The 15,861-nt window shown below is 71.4% G+C and carries 16 protein-coding genes; 8 read left to right on the top strand and 8 right to left on the bottom strand.

The annotated features are described in order from the left end of the window. The first annotated feature begins 49 nt into the window (after positions 1-49). Both LRS74_RS32775 and LRS74_RS32770 read left to right on the top strand, forming a co-directional pair. A complete protein-coding gene (locus tag LRS74_RS32775; RefSeq protein WP_277744419.1) occupies positions 50-721 on the top strand; it encodes a HEAT repeat domain-containing protein in 672 nt (223 codons plus the stop codon). 3 nt (positions 722-724) lie between these two features. Next, entirely contained in the window at positions 725-1,729 is a 1,005-nt protein-coding gene (locus LRS74_RS32770; protein ID WP_277744418.1) for a MerR family transcriptional regulator, read from the top strand. Between the two features lie 50 nt (positions 1,730-1,779). On the opposite strand, the gene LRS74_RS32765 is transcribed toward LRS74_RS32770, so the two are convergent. Continuing rightward, the gene (locus tag LRS74_RS32765; RefSeq protein WP_277744417.1) at positions 1,780-2,478 is read right to left on the bottom strand and encodes a helix-turn-helix domain-containing protein; all 699 of its coding nucleotides are present in this window, start codon (positions 2,476-2,478) and stop codon (positions 1,780-1,782) included. A 163-nt stretch (positions 2,479-2,641) separates the two neighbouring features. Here LRS74_RS32765 and LRS74_RS32760 point away from each other — a divergent pair, with 163 nt between their 5' ends. Then, positions 2,642-4,012 (top strand): FAD-binding oxidoreductase, encoded by a 1,371-nt coding sequence (locus LRS74_RS32760; RefSeq protein WP_277744416.1) that lies wholly within the window; start codon positions 2,642-2,644, stop codon positions 4,010-4,012. A gap of 263 nt (positions 4,013-4,275) precedes the next feature. Here LRS74_RS32760 and LRS74_RS32755 read toward each other — a convergent pair whose 3' ends face one another. Beyond that, the gene (locus tag LRS74_RS32755; protein ID WP_277744415.1) at positions 4,276-5,196 is read right to left on the bottom strand and encodes an RNA polymerase sigma-70 factor; all 921 of its coding nucleotides are present in this window, start codon (positions 5,194-5,196) and stop codon (positions 4,276-4,278) included. Positions 5,197-5,260: 64 nt separating this feature from the next. After that, positions 5,261-6,469, bottom strand: coding sequence for an FAD-dependent oxidoreductase (locus tag LRS74_RS32750; RefSeq protein WP_277744414.1), 1,209 nt, complete (start codon positions 6,467-6,469; stop codon positions 5,261-5,263). A gap of 205 nt (positions 6,470-6,674) precedes the next feature. Between LRS74_RS32750 and LRS74_RS32745 the strand changes: the two genes are divergently transcribed. The 3 genes from LRS74_RS32745 to LRS74_RS32735 all read left to right on the top strand — a co-directional run bounded on the left by LRS74_RS32745 (position 6,675) and on the right by LRS74_RS32735 (position 9,623). After that, positions 6,675-7,349, top strand: coding sequence for a TetR/AcrR family transcriptional regulator (locus tag LRS74_RS32745; RefSeq protein WP_277744413.1), 675 nt, complete (start codon positions 6,675-6,677; stop codon positions 7,347-7,349). A gap of 658 nt (positions 7,350-8,007) precedes the next feature. Then, a complete protein-coding gene (locus LRS74_RS32740; RefSeq protein WP_144385189.1) occupies positions 8,008-8,415 on the top strand; it encodes a YciI family protein in 408 nt (135 codons plus the stop codon). A 23-nt stretch (positions 8,416-8,438) separates the two neighbouring features. Continuing rightward, complete coding sequence (locus LRS74_RS32735) at positions 8,439-9,623, top strand: DUF6596 domain-containing protein (RefSeq protein WP_277745038.1); 1,185 nt, start codon at positions 8,439-8,441, stop codon at positions 9,621-9,623. Positions 9,624-9,844: 221 nt separating this feature from the next. Here the strand turns inward: LRS74_RS32735 and LRS74_RS32730 are convergent, their stop codons facing one another. Beyond that, positions 9,845-10,000 (bottom strand): hypothetical protein, encoded by a 156-nt coding sequence (locus LRS74_RS32730; protein WP_277744412.1) that lies wholly within the window; start codon positions 9,998-10,000, stop codon positions 9,845-9,847. Between the two features lie 235 nt (positions 10,001-10,235). Here LRS74_RS32730 and LRS74_RS32725 point away from each other — a divergent pair, with 235 nt between their 5' ends. Next, positions 10,236-10,772, top strand: coding sequence for a hypothetical protein (locus LRS74_RS32725; RefSeq protein WP_277744411.1), 537 nt, complete (start codon positions 10,236-10,238; stop codon positions 10,770-10,772). A 159-nt stretch (positions 10,773-10,931) separates the two neighbouring features. Here LRS74_RS32725 and LRS74_RS32720 read toward each other — a convergent pair whose 3' ends face one another. Continuing rightward, entirely contained in the window at positions 10,932-12,044 is a 1,113-nt protein-coding gene (locus tag LRS74_RS32720; protein WP_277744410.1) for an ABC transporter substrate-binding protein, read from the bottom strand. After that, a complete protein-coding gene (locus LRS74_RS32715; RefSeq protein WP_277744409.1) occupies positions 12,041-12,190 on the bottom strand; it encodes a hypothetical protein in 150 nt (49 codons plus the stop codon). Before LRS74_RS32715 ends, LRS74_RS32720 begins: the two co-directional genes overlap by 4 nt. A 123-nt stretch (positions 12,191-12,313) precedes the next feature. On the opposite strand from LRS74_RS32715, the gene LRS74_RS32710 reads away from it, so the two are divergent. Beyond that, the gene (locus LRS74_RS32710; RefSeq protein ID WP_277744408.1) at positions 12,314-12,769 is read left to right on the top strand and encodes a hypothetical protein; all 456 of its coding nucleotides are present in this window, start codon (positions 12,314-12,316) and stop codon (positions 12,767-12,769) included. Positions 12,770-12,890: 121 nt separating this feature from the next. Here the strand turns inward: LRS74_RS32710 and LRS74_RS32705 are convergent, their stop codons facing one another. Both LRS74_RS32705 and LRS74_RS32700 read right to left on the bottom strand, forming a co-directional pair. Further along, complete coding sequence (locus LRS74_RS32705) at positions 12,891-13,448, bottom strand: XRE family transcriptional regulator (RefSeq protein WP_277744407.1); 558 nt, start codon at positions 13,446-13,448, stop codon at positions 12,891-12,893. Positions 13,449-13,460: 12 nt separating this feature from the next. Further along, complete coding sequence (locus tag LRS74_RS32700) at positions 13,461-15,710, bottom strand: helix-turn-helix domain-containing protein (protein WP_277744406.1); 2,250 nt, start codon at positions 15,708-15,710, stop codon at positions 13,461-13,463. Between the last annotated feature and the right edge of the window lie 151 nt (positions 15,711-15,861).

The following is a 15,861-nucleotide window of genomic DNA, read 5'->3' as shown; positions in this document are numbered from 1 at the left end:
ACCTTGACACGGTGACAAGGGCTTCACTGATGCCAAGGAGGCCGTCCTCATGACCATGCCGAAAGAGGCCACCAACACCATGCGAGCTCTCCAGAGGTTGGAGAACGACAGCTCGTCGATCCGACTGCGGGCAGCGCTGGCGGTCGGTACGAACCCGGACCCCGCGTTCATCGGCAAGCTCATCGAAAGATGCGCGCGCGAACCCGAGTTCTCCGTGCGCGAAACGCTGACGTGGGCGCTGACCCGCCACGCGGCGTCGATGACGGTCCCGTTGCTTCTCGACGAGGTCCGCTCGGAGCGTGCGCAGGCACGGAGCCAGGCGTTGCACACGCTGTCCAAGATCGGGGATCGGCGAGCGTGGCCGGCGATCACACCGGCGCTGCTGTCCGACGCCGACGACGAGGTGGCCCGGAGCGCCTGGCGGGCAGCGGTCGTGCTCGTGCCCGAGGGTGAGGAGCACGGGTTGGCCGTACTGTTGGCGACACAGCTCGGGCGCGGCGAAGGCGAGACGCAGCTGAGTCTCAGCCGGGCGCTGATCGCGCTCGGGGAGGTGATGTTGCCGACGCTGGGCGTCGCGACGACGGATCTCGACCCTCGCGTGAGCGCGCACGCGATCGCCACGGAACGCCTTTGGCGGGACCCGGATGCCGGATTCGAGTTCGCGATCGAGGAGGCGAAGCGCGTCGTAGCCCTCGGCGGGGCCCGTCAGGAGGGGCAGTAGGCAGTGTTGATCGGTGATGTCGCGCGACGGTCCGGGGTCAGCGCCCGCATGCTCAGGCATTACGAATCGCTGGGTCTGGTGCGGCCGACGGGTCGTACCGACTCCGGCTATCGCCAGTACTCCAGCGAGGACATCCGGAGAATCTTCCACATCGAGAGCCTGCGGTCATTGGGGCTGTCGCTGCGCGACGTCAGGCGCGCGCTCGACGACCCCGGCTTCGCGCCCGCGGAGCTCGTCGACGACCTCATCCGCCAGACGCGAGACCGCATCGCGGCGGAGACGAAGCTGCTCACGCGACTTCGTCGGATCGGTGCCGCGGAACCCGCCGGCTGGGAGGACGTCCTCCAGAGCATCGCGCTCCTCCAGGCGTTGGGGTCGACGAGTGCGGGGGCGCGGCAGCGTGCGGCCCTGTCCGCGGTCGAGGGAGTTCCCGCGCCGGTGGAAGCACTGGTCGAGGCCGTGCTGAGCGAGTCGGACCCGAACGTCGCCGGGGCGCTTCGTTGGGCTCTGGCGCAATCGGGCGAGGACGGGCTGGCACTGCTGGCGGAGGGACTCGACTCACCTGCGGCCGAGGTGCGGAAACGCGCCGTCCAGTCCATCGCCGAGATACCGAACGGTGAAGCGACCGTACTGTTGCGGGACGCCCTCACGAACCGCGACATCGCGGTCCGCGGGCACGCGGCTCTGGCGCTCGGAGCACGTGGAGTGGCCGACGCGGTCCCGACGCTCATCGACATGGTCGTCGAGGAGAGGAACGACGCCGACGCAGCCGATGCACTCAGCACGCTGGCGAGTGATCCCGCGTTGGCGGATCAGATCGCCACTGGGCTCGTCGACCGCCTCAGCAGCGGCACCATGGGATCGTCCGCGCGTCGACGGCTGGCACAGGCGCTCGCGGACATCCCCGGGATCACGTCGTCACGTGCCCTCGCGGATCTGTCACAGGACGAAGACCGTGCCGTCGCGCTGACCGCGACATACATTCTCACGCTACGCGACGCACGATAGCGAACCTCTCCCGGGGTGCTGCGGGGGCCGGTTCGGGTGCGTCGCAGATGTCAGGCCGCCGAGCTCGCCGCTGTCCGGGAGACGGGCTTGATGTGGGCGAAGGCGCTGCGGGCGTTCCAGGTGGGGAAGGCTTTGACGAGCCAGGAGGGGCCGTGGAGTTGGATGCGGCGGTCGCCGGTGGCTTCGGCCCAGGTCTGCTGGCCGGCGTGCCACTTGATGAAGGCTTCGGCTTCAGCCGTGACGTAGAGGTCCTCGTCGAGGCCGGGGTACGTCTTGCAGATCTCGGTGTCCCCGTGCTCGATCAGCAGCCAGAACCGCTCATGGGGTCGGCGGCCGGTGAAGTCGAAGCGGATGACGACGCGCCGATCCGGGAGCCGGTCTCGGCGGAGCATGTTGCACATCGACCACAGAGCCACAAAGGGATCGAGGTGCTCGGGGGCGATCTCCAGCCAGCGGGCACCCCACTCGCCGAGCGACACACAGACCTTGAACAAGTCGTGCCCCGCGGGCGTGAGCGCGTAGTGGCGCCCGCGCCCGTCGGGCTTGGCTGCCGACTCGACGATGCCGAGCCGTTCGAGCTGCTTGAGCCGCTGGGAGAGCAGGGTCCGGGAGAGCCCGGGGGCGCCCTCCAGGATCTCGGTGAAGCTGCCGCAGCCCAGGTACAGGTTGCGGATGATCAGCGGTGTCCAGCGCTCGGCGAAGATCTCGGCGCCGCGGGCGATGGGGCAGTACTGGCCATAGCTCCGCACGACCCCAGTGTCGCACTCCTGCCCCTGGCTCTGAGCTCTGAAGTACAGATTCTTGACTTTACGGCCGTGGTCCCCGGTGATCCGATGGAAATCGGCACACGAGGAGGTGACGACGAACGACCACCGAGCACGTCGGCCATATCCGAGCGAGGAGGCGATCGCCATGGAGATCGGCGGGTTCCGGGGCCGGCTGATCACAGCTGACCACCCCGACTACGACACCGCCCGAGCCGTGTGGAACGGGGCCGTCGACCGGCGCCCCCGGCTGATCGCCCGATGTGGCGGGACCGCCGACGTGGCCGCGGCCGTGCGCTTCGCCCGCGACCACGACCTGGAGATCGCGGTACGGGGCGGGGGCCACAACGTGGCAGGCACCGCGGTGTGCGACGACGGGATCGTCATCAGCCTCGCGGCGATGCGGGCCGTGGGGGTCGACCCCGCCGACCGCACCGCCCGGGTACAGGGCGGCGCCCTGTGGGGCGACGTCGACCACGAGACGCAGGCCCATGGTCTGGCCACCACCGGCGGCATCGTGGGCCACACCGGTGTCGCCGGGCTCACCCTCGGCGGTGGCATCGGCTTCCTCATGCGCGCACACGGGCTCACCGTCGACAACCTGCTGGCCGCCGAGGTGGTCACCGCCGACGGCAGCATCCTTCGGGCCTCCGCCGACGAGCACCCCGACCTGTTCTGGGCGCTGCGAGGCGGCGGCGGCAACTTCGGCGTTGTCACCATGTTCCGCTTCGCGCTGCACCCCGTCGGCCCGACCGTGATCGCCGGCCCCGTCTTCTGGGCGGCCGACGACACCACCGACGTGCTGCGCTTTTACCGGGACTTCGCCGCCGAGGCACCCGACGAGCTCGGGACCGTCGTCAGGCTCGGGACCATCCCCCCACTGCCGGTCATCCCCGAGGAGCTGCACTGGCGGCCGGCCATCGCCGTCGTCTGCTGCTACGCCGGCGCCATCGAGGACGGCGAGTGCGCGGTACGGGCGCTCCGCCGGCTGGGGAGGCCGCTTGTGGACCTGATCGCGCCCACCCCGTACGTCGCCTTCCAGGGCGCCCTCGACGACACCGTCCTCCACGGATGGCACTACTACTGGAAGTCCACGGACCTCGCCGACCTGTCCGACGACGCCATCGCCGTCATCGCCGATCACGCCTACAGCGGCGGCTCGCCCCGGTCGTACTCGGCGATGTTCCACATGGGTGGCGCCGTCGCCCGGGTCCCCCACGACGCCACCGCCTACGCCGGTCGCGACGTGACCCATAACATCGTCATCGACGGCGTGTGGCTCCCTGACGAGTCCGGCGAGCACGCCGCAGCCGAGACCGCGTGGGCGCGGCGGTTCCTCCACGCCCTCCAACCGCACCGCGCCGACAGCGTCTACGTCAACTTCCTCGACTCCGATGACGACACCAGCCGCGTTCGCGAGGCCTACGGCGATCGCATCTACCGGCGACTGGCCGAGGTCAAGGCCAAGTACGACCCCGACAACGCCTTCCACCACAACAAGAACATCCGCCCCGGTTGAGCGGAGCCGCGGTGACGGGTGGTCAGCCACCGCGCCGGTGCGGACCGGCTCCCTCCACGGTGCTTACCGCACCGAGAGTCCTCCGCTCGTGGGGACGACCGTGAAGGACGTATGGCGCGGGTTCGATTCCCGTCATCCGCTCCATGACGAAGCCCCAGGTCAGCGACCTGGGGCTTGTCTGTGGTCCGGGGCAGGGTGACCGCCGTCGCCGCCGTGTCGGGCACCGGCGGGGTGGGCACGACGGCGGGCGGGGGAGCCTGTGTTCAGCGGAGGGTGAGGGGGGTTTCGGATGCGACGTGGGAGAGCTTCTCGGGGTTGCGGACGTAGTAGAGGCCGGTGATGCGGGCGTCCTCGACGTGGATCGCCATGACGCCGTCGATCTCGCCGTCCAGGTGGACGAGGAGTGCCGGGCTGCCGTTGACCACGGTGGGGGCTACGGTGATCCGGCGCCCGTGCTTGCCGAGGCCGCCGACCATGAAGCGGGTCACCTTGTCGGCGCCGGCGACCGGGCGCAGCGCGGCCTGCTTGATGCCGCCCCCGTCGCCCACCAGGACGACCTCCGGGGCGAGCACGTCGAGGAAGTCCTGCGGGTTCCCGGTCTGGAGCGCGCGCTGGAACGACTCCACAGCCGCCCGGGTCATGCTCGGGGAGACAGCCTGGCGGGGGCGGCGGGCATCGACGTGCCGTCGGGCGCGGTGCGCGATCTGGCGGACGGCCGCGGTGCTCTTGTCGACGGCGGCGGCGATCTCGTCGTAGCCGAGGTCGAAGGCCTCGCGCAGGACGAAGACGGCGCGCTCGGTCGGCGACAGCGTCTCCAGGACGAGCATCATCGCCATCGACACGCTCTCGGCGAGCTCGACGTTCTCGGCGACGTCGGGCGCGGTGAGCAGCGGCTCCGGCAGCCAGGAGCCGACGTACGCCTCCTTGCGGCGCTGCATGGTGCGCAGCCGGTTCAGCGCCTGCCGGGTCGTGATCCGGACCAGGTAGGCGCGCTGGTTGCCCACCTGCCCCAGATCGACCTTGACCCATCGCAGCCAGGTCTCCTGCAGGACGTCCTCGGCGTCGGCCGCCGATCCGAGCATCTCGTAGGCGACGGTGAAGAGCAGGTTGCGGTGGGCGACGAACGCCTCGGTGGCGGGGTCGGTGGCCGGGGCAGTGGCGGGGTCGGTGGCGGGGTCGTTCATGTCCGGTCCTGAGCCCTCTGGGTGTGCATCCTCGTCAAGGTCCTTTGTGTCGGCGGGCGTTCGCTCAAACCCCTGCCCGCTGCGCGGTGGCCGGCGCCTCGGCCTGCTTGGCCTGCAGCAGCCGCTGTCGCGCGGGCCCTCCCGAGATACGGTGCAAGCGGTACCCACCGGGCTTGCCCGCCTCGTCGGCCAAGTGCTTGACGACGCCCACGCACACGGTCTCCTTGAGCTTCGCGCCCAGGCGGCCGTCGATGTTGAACCACACCGCGACGTCGGACCGGTTGGCGAACTGGAAGATGCCGTCGCCCCGGCCCAGGCTGATGCACTGGGCGGCGAAGGACTGGTTGAGGGTCTCGGGCTGCTCCCCCGCGATCCGGCTGAGCACCGTGTCGGCGGCCCGCGCGCCCATCGGCATCGCGGCCTGGCAGCTCATCCGCAGCGGCAGGCCCGACGGCGCCGCCGAATCCCCGGCCGCGATGATGCGTGCATCGTCCACGCTGGTCAGCGTCTCGTCCGTGAGCAGGCGACCCAGGGTGTCGGTGCTCAGCCCGCTGCGTACGGCCAGGTCCGGTACGCCGAAGCCGACGGTCCAGATCGTCACCGTACTCGGCAGCTCGCGGCCGCCACCGAGCCGGACGGCATCACGGGTCACCGCCGTCACCCTCGTGTCAGGGCCGTCGAGCACGGTCACCCCGAGCCTGGCCAGGCGCCGGGCCACCGAGCGGCGGCCCCGGGGGTGCAGGTACGGGCCGAGCACTCCACCGCAGACCAGGGTGACGGCGCGGCCCTGCTCGGCCAGCTCGGCGGCGGTCTCGATGCCGGTCGGACCGGCGCCCACAACCGTCACCGCGGCCGTCGCGGGCGCGGCGTCGAGGACCGGCCGCAGCCGCCCTGCCTCCTCGAAGGTGCCGATCGGGTAGGCGAACTCGGCCGCCCCCGGCACGTTCGGATCGGCGCTGCCACTGCCCACCGCGTAGACCAGGTAGTCGTAGCCGACCGTGCCGCCGGACGCCAGTTTCACGCTGCGCCCGGCCGCGTCGATCTCGGTCACGGTGTCGACCACCAGCCGGACACCCTTGCCCAGGACCTCCCGGTAGTCGACGACCGCGCCGTCCGTCCCGCCCACCAGTTGGTGCAGACGGATCCGGTGGACGAAGCTCCGGCGCGGATTGATCAGCGTCACCGTGACATCGCCGCGCTGGGTGAGGCGATTGGCCGCCATGACGCCGGCGTACCCGCCGCCGATCACGACCACATGGGTGTTCTCGTTCATGGTGTGTCCTCCGCTTCAAGGGGTTCGGCCTCAAGACACCGACGGCCCGGTTTCTGTGACAGGTACGGCTATGTGACCTGCGCAACAGCTAGGTTCATGTCCGTGCAATTACTGCACTGCTGTGCAGCGACTGCATGAAGATATACTTATTCCCTGAGGGGGCGTCAAGGCCCCGCCAATCCGACCCGGGGAGCGACAGGGCACGATGACCAGTGACGATCCAGTCCGCCGCGGTGGCCGTGAAGCGCAGCGCCGCCGCACCCGCAAGGCGATCGTCGACGCGGCGGTCCGGCTGAGCGCCGGCGGAGCGACGCCGTCCATCGACGAGATCGCGGCCGCCGCCGACGTGTCACGGCGGACGGTCTACGCCTACTTCCCGAGCCTCGACCACCTGCTGATCGACGCGACCGCCGGCGCGCTCAACGAGCCTCCGGTCGAGGAGGCGCTGGCCGACCCCTCGATCTCCGACGACCCCGCAGCCCGGGTGGACGCCCTCATAAGGACGCTGTTGAAGTACTCACCGCAGTCGCTTCCCCTTGGCCGCCGGCTGATCCGCCTGACCGTCGATCCACCGGCGAGCGAAACCCCGGAGCCGGCCACCCCGCGCCGCGGCCCCCGCCGGATCGAATGGCTGGAGCAGGCCTGCGAACCTCTCCGCGGCACCCTGAGCCAGGAGTCGTACCAGCGGCTGATCTCGGCCCTGACCATCGTGGTCGGCTGGGAGGCGCAGATCGCTCTGCGCGACGTCCGCGGCCTTGGCCCGGAGGCCGAAGAGGAGGCCATCACCTGGGCGGCACGAGCCCTGGTGGAGGCAGCGATCAGGGAACACGAAGCGGACAGCTCACACGACGACGGCCCCCCGCGCGCCGGTCGGATCTGACGGCGGACCTCGCGCGGAAAGGGCCCGAGCCCCGGAACGCGTTTCGGGTGGCTGCGACTCGGTTCCACCGCCGCCCGAACCCGGGCGGTGACGACAGCGACGTCAGTCGCGTCGTCCCCGTCGGCGGACCAGGTGGCCGCGACCATGTCGGATTCCCCGATCCGGACCTCGACTCCGGACCTCGGTCCGGAGTCGATAGCCGCACGTCTCACGGAGCCCGGCCCGCCTGGTCCTGGCCGCAGTCCGGCCGCGCGACGAGGCGGCGCGCCCAGCACGGCCCGGCGCAGCGCGGCCTCCTTGGTGGCCGCAGCCAGGCGGCGCTGGGCGCGGGCCGCCGCGATCGGGGCCGGCACGTCGCTCACGGCCAAGTGGAGGCGACAGCCTGGTGCGCGGCGCGTGCCCTCCGGTAGCCCGCAGAAAACCGTTCCTCCAGCCCTCGCCGGCGTCTCGGCCGCGGCTGCGGCCGTCGGGACCGGCTCGGGCGTACGTGGCGCAGGCGCGGCGCCGACGACCAGGACCCGCACGCCGCGAGACGGCTCGCCCAGGCTCGTCCGTAGAGCTCAAAAAAATCGGACGGCGATGTCGAGAACCCGCGTCCGGCTCCGTCCCCGGGGTGAACGCGACCACAATGGGTCGCACCAGCACCGAGGAGGCCACGATGGCCAAGTATCTGCTGCTCAAGCACTACCGCGGCGCCCCGGCTTCGATCAACGACGTGCCGATGGACCAGTGGACGCCGGAGGAGATCTCGGCGCATGTGCAGTACATGAACGACTTCGCGGCCCGGCTGGAGAGGACCGGCGAGTTCGTCGACGGTCAGGCGCTCGCCCCCGAGGGAGCGTGGGTCCGGTACGACGGTGAGGGGCGCCCGCCGGTCACCGACGGACCGTTCGCGGAGACCAAGGACCTCATCGCCGGCTGGATGATCATCGACGTCGACAGCTACGAGCGGGCCGTCGAGCTGGCCGGGGAGCTGTCGGCCGCGCCGGGGGCCGGCGGCAGGCCGATCCACGAGTGGCTGGAGGTGCGCCCCTTCCTGACCGCACCGCCCACCATCACGGAATGACGTCTCACGGAATGACGTCACCGATGGACGAGCTCCTGCTCAGGAGCCTCACGCCGAGCGTGCTCACCGTCCTCGTCCGCCGCGGAGCCGACTTCGCGGCGGCCGAGGACGCCGTGCAGGACGCTCTGGTCGAGGCGCTCCGGGTGTGGCCGGCCGACCCTTCCCCAAGCTCTCGGCTTCGCTCGAGCAGGGGAGACCCCATACGGGACGCCAAGGGCTGGCTGGTCACCGTGGCCTGGCGCAAGTTCCTCGACGCGACGCGCGCCGACGCCGCCCGCCGCCGGCGTGAGGACCGCTTCGAGGAGGAGCCGGCGCCCGGGCCCGCGCCCGCGGCGGACGACACGCTCCAGCTCTACTTCCTGTGCGCCCACCCGTCGCTGACACCGGCGTCCGCGGTCGCGCTCACCCTGCGCGCCGTCGGCGGGCTCACCACCCGCCAGATCGCCCAGGCCTACCTGGTGCCCGAGGCGACCATGGCGCAGCGGATCAGCCGGGCCAAGCGCACCGTCTCCGACGTGCGATTCGACCGGCCCGGCGATGTCGCCACCGTGCTGCGCGTCCTCTACCTGGTCTTCAACGAGGGCTACTCCGGCGATGTCGACCTCGCCGCCGAGGCCATCCGGCTCACCCGGCAACTCGCGGCCGCCGTCGACCACCCCGAGGTGGCCGGGCTGCTCGCCCTCATGCTGCTCCACCACGCTCGACGCGCCGCCCGCACCGCGCCCGACGGCAGCCTGGTGCCGCTCGCCGAGCAGGACCGCGGCCGGTGGGACACTGCGTTGATCGCCGAGGGCGTCGGGATCCTCCAGACCGCCCTGGCCCGCGACCGGCTGGGCGAGTTCCAGGCCCAGGCCGCCATCGCGGCACTCCACGCCGACGCGTCCACCGCCGAGGAGACCGACTGGGTGCAGATCGTCGAGTGGTACGACGAGCTCACGCGCCTGACCGACAGCCCGATCGTCCGGCTCAACCGCGCGGTCGCCGTCGGCGAGGCCGACGGACCGCGCGCCGGCCTGGCGGCGCTCGCCGAGTTGGACGCCTCACTGCCTCGCCATGCCGCGGTGGCGGCGTACCTCCACGAGCGCGACGGCGACCTGGCGACGGCGGCACGGCTGTACGCCGAGGCCGCTCACAAGGCACCCAACCTGGCCGAGCGCGACCACCTGACGCGCCAGGCCGCCCGGCTCAACACCCGCCGACGTCGCTGACGGGTCGCGCTCGGATCTTCTCGCGGCACGGGGCACGCCCGTGGCCAGAGCGGTCGCCCCATGCGGAGCGTCACCGCGGCGTTCGATGGCGCGGGGCGAGGGCGGGCGCGGCCGGCCCGCCACCGCGGCCCCGGCCCCGGCCCCGGCCCCGGCCCCGGCCCCGGCCAGCGTCTCGGCGGGGTTCGGGGAGGTGTTCGTCACGGTGGCCTCCTTCGGGGCGATCAGCGGTGGTGGGGGTTCAGCAGCGCGGCGGCCGCAGCGATGAAGGCCGCGGACGCTTCCTTGGCCGTACGTCGCAGGGCGTCCAGCTCGGCGCTGCCGGTGGCATTGCGCAGGGCGTACGTGGCATCGGCGGTCTGCTGGGCGGGGCCGGCCAACTCGGGGACCAGGACTTGGAGGCGGACGTGGGGCGCGGTGATCGCCGTCCGGGTGTCGTGGGACGCTGAGCCAGTGGGATGCCGTGCCGGCCGTTACCGGCACGGCATCCGACACCGGCACCCTGACCCCCCTTCAGGCACAACAATCATGCTCACTCGCGTGGCGTCGTGTTCCGTGACGTCACGCGGGTGAGCATGTGCAGACCCAGCCCTCTTCCCGCACCGAGGCGATGCGATGCCCGACCGCGCTGACCATGACGGCCCCGAGGGCGTCGCACCAACGGGGACCTTGCGGCGACGGCCGCCGGAGCAGTGGCTGTTCAGTGGCATCTACGGACTGGTGCTGGCCAGCGCCATGGTGGCCGCGCTGGACGCGACGGGCGAGACGGCCGATCCCGGTTCGGACGCGCTGTGGGTACTGCTCACCGCGCTGGCGTCGAGTGCCGCCCACGGGTACGCGCACGTCATCGCCCAGCGTGCGTCCGTCGACGGGGCAGCCACCCCGAGCAGGCTTCGGTCGGTGCTCGCCGAGTGGCCACTGGTCGCCGCCGTGCTGCCCACGGTGGGCATGCTGCTTGCCGCGGTAGCCGGGTGGTGGGCAGAGGCCACGGCTGTAGACGCTGCCCTGCTGTTCAATACCGTCGCCTTGTTCGGCTTGGGCACTTCGGCCGCCCGCACCGCTGGGCACAGGTGGCCGTCCTCGTGCCGGGCAGGATGCCTCGATATGTTGATCGGCCTAGTGATCATCAGTGCGAATGCCCTGATCCATTAGCCAGGCCGTCGGTAGCCGCGACGATGGTGCGCTCCCGGCTCTGGGGCCTGCGCCCGTACGGCACTACCAGGCCCAACGCCAGCGGCAACGACACCCCGTCCCTGGTCCAGCCGCACCCGCCCCGGGACTGACCCGGTGCGCACCCGAATCGCCGTGGTCTCAGCTGGTGCGAAGGATCCGAAAGCGATGGAGGTCCGCCGGATCCCGATCGACGACTTGGACTGACGTCCAAGCCCATTGCCAGACGCTGATGCCCGGCGTGCGGGAGAACCGGATCTGCCCGCGGGTGCCTTCGACTGCCACGCGCGGCCAGGATTCGGCGATGCGCGCCCGGTCCGCGCCGTGAGAACGCAGCAGATCGGCGAGGACGGTGACCGTGTCGTAGCCCTCGAAGGCGACGAAGGAAGGCGCTTCGCCCAGCCGCTCGAGGAGGGCCGACTCGACGCGTGCACCGAGGCGACTGAGACGCTCGGGCAGGTAGCGCAAGAACGGGATCGCTGAGCCGTCGTCGCCCAGGAGTGCCGCCCATTCGGCGAACTCCGGTTGCCCGGCCGGAGCACCGATCATGATCTCGGTGAGGCGCTGGTCGCGGCGGACAGACTTGACGATCGACACTGCCGGCTCCGGGTGGCCGGTCAGAAGGAGGAGGGCCGTCGCGCCATGGTGGACGAGTTCGTCGCACACGGTCGTGGGGGCGAGCGCGCCCATGTCGAGTTCGATGACGGTGCCGCCGCGTGGAGCGAGGTAGTCCCGCAGAATGCGGGCTCCGGATGCCCAGTAGACACTCGGCTGGGCCGCTACGGCGATTCGACTGTGGCCCGCGCTGAGGAGGAAGTCCGCGTAGATCTGCCAGCCGTGGGACTGCGCCGGGCAGAGGCGCGCGACCCATTCAGTCGGCTGTTCGGTGAGCGCGTCGAGAACCGCCGACGAGCAGAGGAACGGCACGCCGAGGGCGTCCGCCCTGGCGGCAGCGGCGCGAGCGACGACGCTGTGGTACTCCCCCGCCAAGGCGGCCACCCCCAGGCGAGCCAGTTCGTCTACGGCCGCCGCAGCCTTCTGTGGATCAGCCGCGGTGTCTCGGACCACCAGCTCGAGTGGCCTTCCGACGATCCCGCCGGCGTCATTGACATCGCGAACGGCCATCTCGAGTCCAGCGAGCAGGTGCTGGCCTGCCTCGACCCAGCCAGGCCGAGTCAGCGGAACGAGAGCGCCGATCCGCACTGATGAACCGTCAGTCCGCTTCGCTTCGGATGACGATGGTGACGTATTCATGCGTTGACGTCTCCCGCGTGACGATCCGGTCGCAGGTTGCCCAGATCGCCGAATGGCAAGACCCGGTGGTACGCGTCGATCTCATCTCGCCGCGGCGAGCGCACCTGCGTGATCATGCCGGACATTGCATCCACCACCATCGCCAACAGGCAACCGAATATTTGTGCGCCGCCGGGACAGAGGGGACCGCGCCGCCAACGTGGCTCCCCTGTCCCGGTCGAGAGGGACCCCCCGAATCGGGAGGCGCCGGGCTCGCTCGGGAGCGGACAATGGCAGGCATGGTCGTCTTCCGCTGCCGCCGCTGTCACGGCGATGTCACCGCACCCGTACGAGAGGTGCCGCTGCCCGATGCGGACAGCGCCCCGGTGCCGTACGCGCTGCCGAAGGACGAGGGGTGCCCGCCGCGGATGCGTCCGGGCACCTTCGCCTACGATCCGCCGGAGGCCGGGGAGCGAGTCTTCCGGCCACGTTCCACAGGGGCGGCCCTGGGACTCCAGCGCGCGGGGTTGAACGGCATCGTCCTGGCCCGGGCCGATGTGCACGGCACCGAGCTCACCTCGCTGCGCGGACGGCGGAACGGCTGCTGCGGCCTGGACGGCTGCGACGGCCCGAACCTCGTCTGCCGCTGGTGCACGGCCGACGTGGCGACCGAGCGTTCGGACTGCTGGACCCCCCAGGAGGTCGTGCTCGTCCCCACCGCGGTGGAGGCCGTCGCCGCCGACTGATCAGCTGGCGCAGGGCCGGTACCCGCCGCCCCTCACACTCGGTGTCGCCGACTCAGGCGCTCACCCGCCAAGTGGAGCCCTCAGTCACCGGTGGGCCGAAGCCGCGTCGTGTGACCGCCGCCTACAGGTCGAACTCGACGTGTTCGAGGTCCGTGAGCTCGACCTCCAAGCCGTGGGCGCGGCGCCCGTCGTCGCGGAAGTAGACCTCGCCCAGGGCCTCCGCGGCGATCTGTTGCAGATGCTGCTCGGTGGCGCCGGCCTCTTGGGCGTCGAAGAGGCGGGCGGCGTGGCGCGGGGGTAGGGCCAGGGTGAGGTGGCGTAGTCGGGCGTCATCGGTGCTGCCGGGGGCGGCGGTGAAGCCGAAGCGGGCGCGGGTGTCGATCATGATGCCGCCGGTCGTGGCCGCGGCCTGCTTGGCCTTGGCTCGGACCTGTGGCTGCCACCGGCGGCGGACCTCCCGCTCTATGCGGGCGGCGAGGTGCGGCCGGGGTTTCTTGATCTGGTCCTTCACATACCGCTCGACGGTGCGCTGGGTGATGTCGAGTAGCTGGGCGACCTGCTTGGTGCTGCCCTTGTGCTGCCTGACCAGGTACCGCATCTGGGCGCCGGCGGACTTCGGGATGGGGCGCGTGAACGCGCCCTGGACCGCCTTGTCGAGCCCTTCCCCGACGGTGGCCATCGACCTCGTCTCCTACTCTCCGGTGTCCTTGGCGGTGATCTCGCCCGTTTTGATGTAGCGGGCGAGGTTGGCGACCTTGCCGTCCCCGTCCAGCTGCTCGTGGACCGCCGCGCCCCACAGCACGGTCTGGGTGCCCTCGTGTTTGACCATCCCGGGCGACACGCCGAGTCGGAAGGAGCCCGGGACGGTCTTGCCGTCGGCGTCGTACGGCAGGACGTCCAGCGGGCTGGGACCGTCGGCGGCGTACACGGCGCAGTCCGAGAGGATCGCGACCGGGTACCGGCCGGTGGCCGCGGCGAGGTGGAGCATCTTGCGGTGCATGTTGATCCGGGCGCGGGAGATGACGGCGGCCCGGATGTCGGGGCGCCAGGTCGGCCGGGCGAGGGCCGGCCACGCTTGCCCTGGGCGCCAGCCGCCACCGCGGGCCTTCTCCCGCAGCTTGCCGATGCCGCCCTTCGTGGTCATCTTGATGGCGTTCAGGACGATCGCCAGTTCCGGGTCACGTTGTTTGTAGCCGTCCATGGCCGCCAGGAACTCCGCCGGGGGCAGCTTCTCACCGACGTCGAGGTCGCCCATGGTGTGGACGTACGCGTCGCGCAGTCGCTTGTACCAGCCGTCGAGGGGCTTGCCCTTCTCTCGGCGCACCCACGCTTCGAGCGGGGCGACGTCGTAGCCGAGCTCCACCGCGTAGGCGACCGTGGGTGTGGCGTACCAGGCGGGGCCGGTCGGGCGCTCGCCGGTGGGTGTGAAGGGGCTGGGCAGCAGGTCGCCCTGGAGTTGGCGCCACTGCTTGCCGACCAGGACGCGGGAGAGGTCGATGTGGGAGAGGTCGACCAGCCAGGCGCCGGGCAGCGTCGGGTCGAAGGTCGGGTGGGTGACGTGCTCGGGCGGCGTCGACAGGCCGACGACCGCGCCGTTCGCGGCCGCGCCGAAGGCGAGGTTGACGTCGATGCCGACCAGGTGGCGCCGCATGCACTCCTCGTCGGTGAGCTCGCGCGCCCAGTCGTACGCCTCCTCGAACAGCTTCTCGTCCGGGCCGCGCACGTGGAAGCGGGGCAGGTCCGCCAGGACCGGGTGTCCGTCGGTCGCCTCGCACGGCGCCGGGTCCATCGGCTGCACGCCGAGCGAGCCGGGGCGGTGCTCGGGGTGTCGCTTGCCGTTCTCGTCCGGCTCACTCGCCCTCGTGGGTGGGTTGAGCGCGGTCATCAGCTCCAGGCCCGTCACGGCGGTGGACCCGACCGGCGTCATCACCCGCGTCGCGTAGACGCCCAGCACCCGGGCGAGCTCCGCCGGCTCCAACCGCGCGGCGTGGCCCCAGGCACGGTCGTCCAGGGCGTGCCACGACGGAATGCACAGCTGCACGCACTGCCGCCGGCGGCCCTGCGCGGGTCGGTAGATGCGCGCCCACGGCCCGAGCCCACGCTTGGTGAGCTGCCAGTCGGCCCGGTCGAGCTGCTTGACGACCGTGTGGTTCTCCGGGATCCGCCCGGCGAGCCGCTCCCCCTCGGACAGCTCCACGGGCAGCCCGTACCGCTCGCACGCCGCCGGGGTGAGCACCAGCAACGGGTCGGCGTCCTTCCCGGAGCCGTGCAGCTTCTCCGTGCCGAGCCGCGCCTCGGCGAGCGTCCACTCCACCAGCGCGGGCAGGGACTTGGCGGGCACGTCGAGGAGCAGGCCGCCGACGCCGTAGCCGGTGACATTCCGGTCGGTGCCGGCGTCGATGACGAGCAGCGGACCGTGCGCGTACGCGCCGCCGGACGTCGGGGTGCCGGCCGGGGCGGCCTTCTTCACGCCCGGGCGACGCGAGGTCGACGACGGCCTGGCGGTGCGCGATGCGGCGGCCGGGGCGGGAACGGCGGCGGGACGAGGCTGGGCGCTCTCAGCAGCAGTCACAACCGCAGCCGCCGCGGCGCCAGACGCCTGCTCCTGCGGCTGCGCCTCCTCCGCCGCTGGGGTTGCCGGGCTGGCGAACGTCTCCGGCACCGGCAACGCTTCGGGCTTGGTGTCAGCGGGCTCGGTGTACTTGGCCGCCCAGCCGTCCAGCAGCCGCTGGTACGCCTGACGGCGCGGTGGCCGCGGCTCCGAGCGTCCCGCCTCCCAGTTCCTCACCGTCTGCGTCGACGTCTGCAGCACCTGCGCGAGTCGGCCCTGCGTGACACCGGCCGCCTCGCGCAGTCGCGCGCGCTCCGCCGGGGACGGCAGCTCCGGCTCGCCCTCCAGCAGCGCGTCCACGGCCGCGAACAACTCATCCTCGGTCGGCATCCTCCACCTCCATCCCCAACACTACCGCAAACTTATGCATAGACTCGCCATATTTTTATGGCTGGTTTTATGCTCGCCGTGTCGTAATAGGCGGAACACCGCCCGATGGCTCACCCACCACCCCGGCCGCCGGCACGGCAAACCATCTACG

Source organism: Streptomyces sp. LX-29 (genome assembly GCF_029541745.1).
In the GTDB taxonomy this organism is placed as follows: Bacteria; Actinomycetota; Actinomycetes; order Streptomycetales; family Streptomycetaceae; genus Streptomyces.
Note: the sequence above shows the minus strand (reverse complement) of the source record. Positions and strands in the feature narration are given on the sequence as shown.

Coding starts and splice junctions, on each gene's coding strand:
- LRS74_RS32755 (WP_277744415.1), bottom strand. CDS start 5,196: ATGAACGACCCCGCCACCGACCCCGCCACTGCCCCGGCCACCGACCCC.
- LRS74_RS32710 (WP_277744408.1), top strand. CDS start 12,314: ATGGCAGGCATGGTCGTCTTCCGCTGCCGCCGCTGTCACGGCGATGTC.
- LRS74_RS32775 (WP_277744419.1), top strand. CDS start 50: ATGACCATGCCGAAAGAGGCCACCAACACCATGCGAGCTCTCCAGAGG.
- LRS74_RS32700 (WP_277744406.1), bottom strand. CDS start 15,710: ATGCCGACCGAGGATGAGTTGTTCGCGGCCGTGGACGCGCTGCTGGAG.
- LRS74_RS32735 (WP_277745038.1), top strand. CDS start 8,439: ATGGACGAGCTCCTGCTCAGGAGCCTCACGCCGAGCGTGCTCACCGTC.
- LRS74_RS32720 (WP_277744410.1), bottom strand. CDS start 12,044: ATGAATACGTCACCATCGTCATCCGAAGCGAAGCGGACTGACGGTTCA.
- LRS74_RS32725 (WP_277744411.1), top strand. CDS start 10,236: ATGCCCGACCGCGCTGACCATGACGGCCCCGAGGGCGTCGCACCAACG.
- LRS74_RS32750 (WP_277744414.1), bottom strand. CDS start 6,469: ATGAACGAGAACACCCATGTGGTCGTGATCGGCGGCGGGTACGCCGGC.
- LRS74_RS32705 (WP_277744407.1), bottom strand. CDS start 13,448: ATGGCCACCGTCGGGGAAGGGCTCGACAAGGCGGTCCAGGGCGCGTTC.
- LRS74_RS32745 (WP_277744413.1), top strand. CDS start 6,675: ATGACCAGTGACGATCCAGTCCGCCGCGGTGGCCGTGAAGCGCAGCGC.
- LRS74_RS32760 (WP_277744416.1), top strand. CDS start 2,642: ATGGAGATCGGCGGGTTCCGGGGCCGGCTGATCACAGCTGACCACCCC.
- LRS74_RS32740 (WP_144385189.1), top strand. CDS start 8,008: ATGGCCAAGTATCTGCTGCTCAAGCACTACCGCGGCGCCCCGGCTTCG.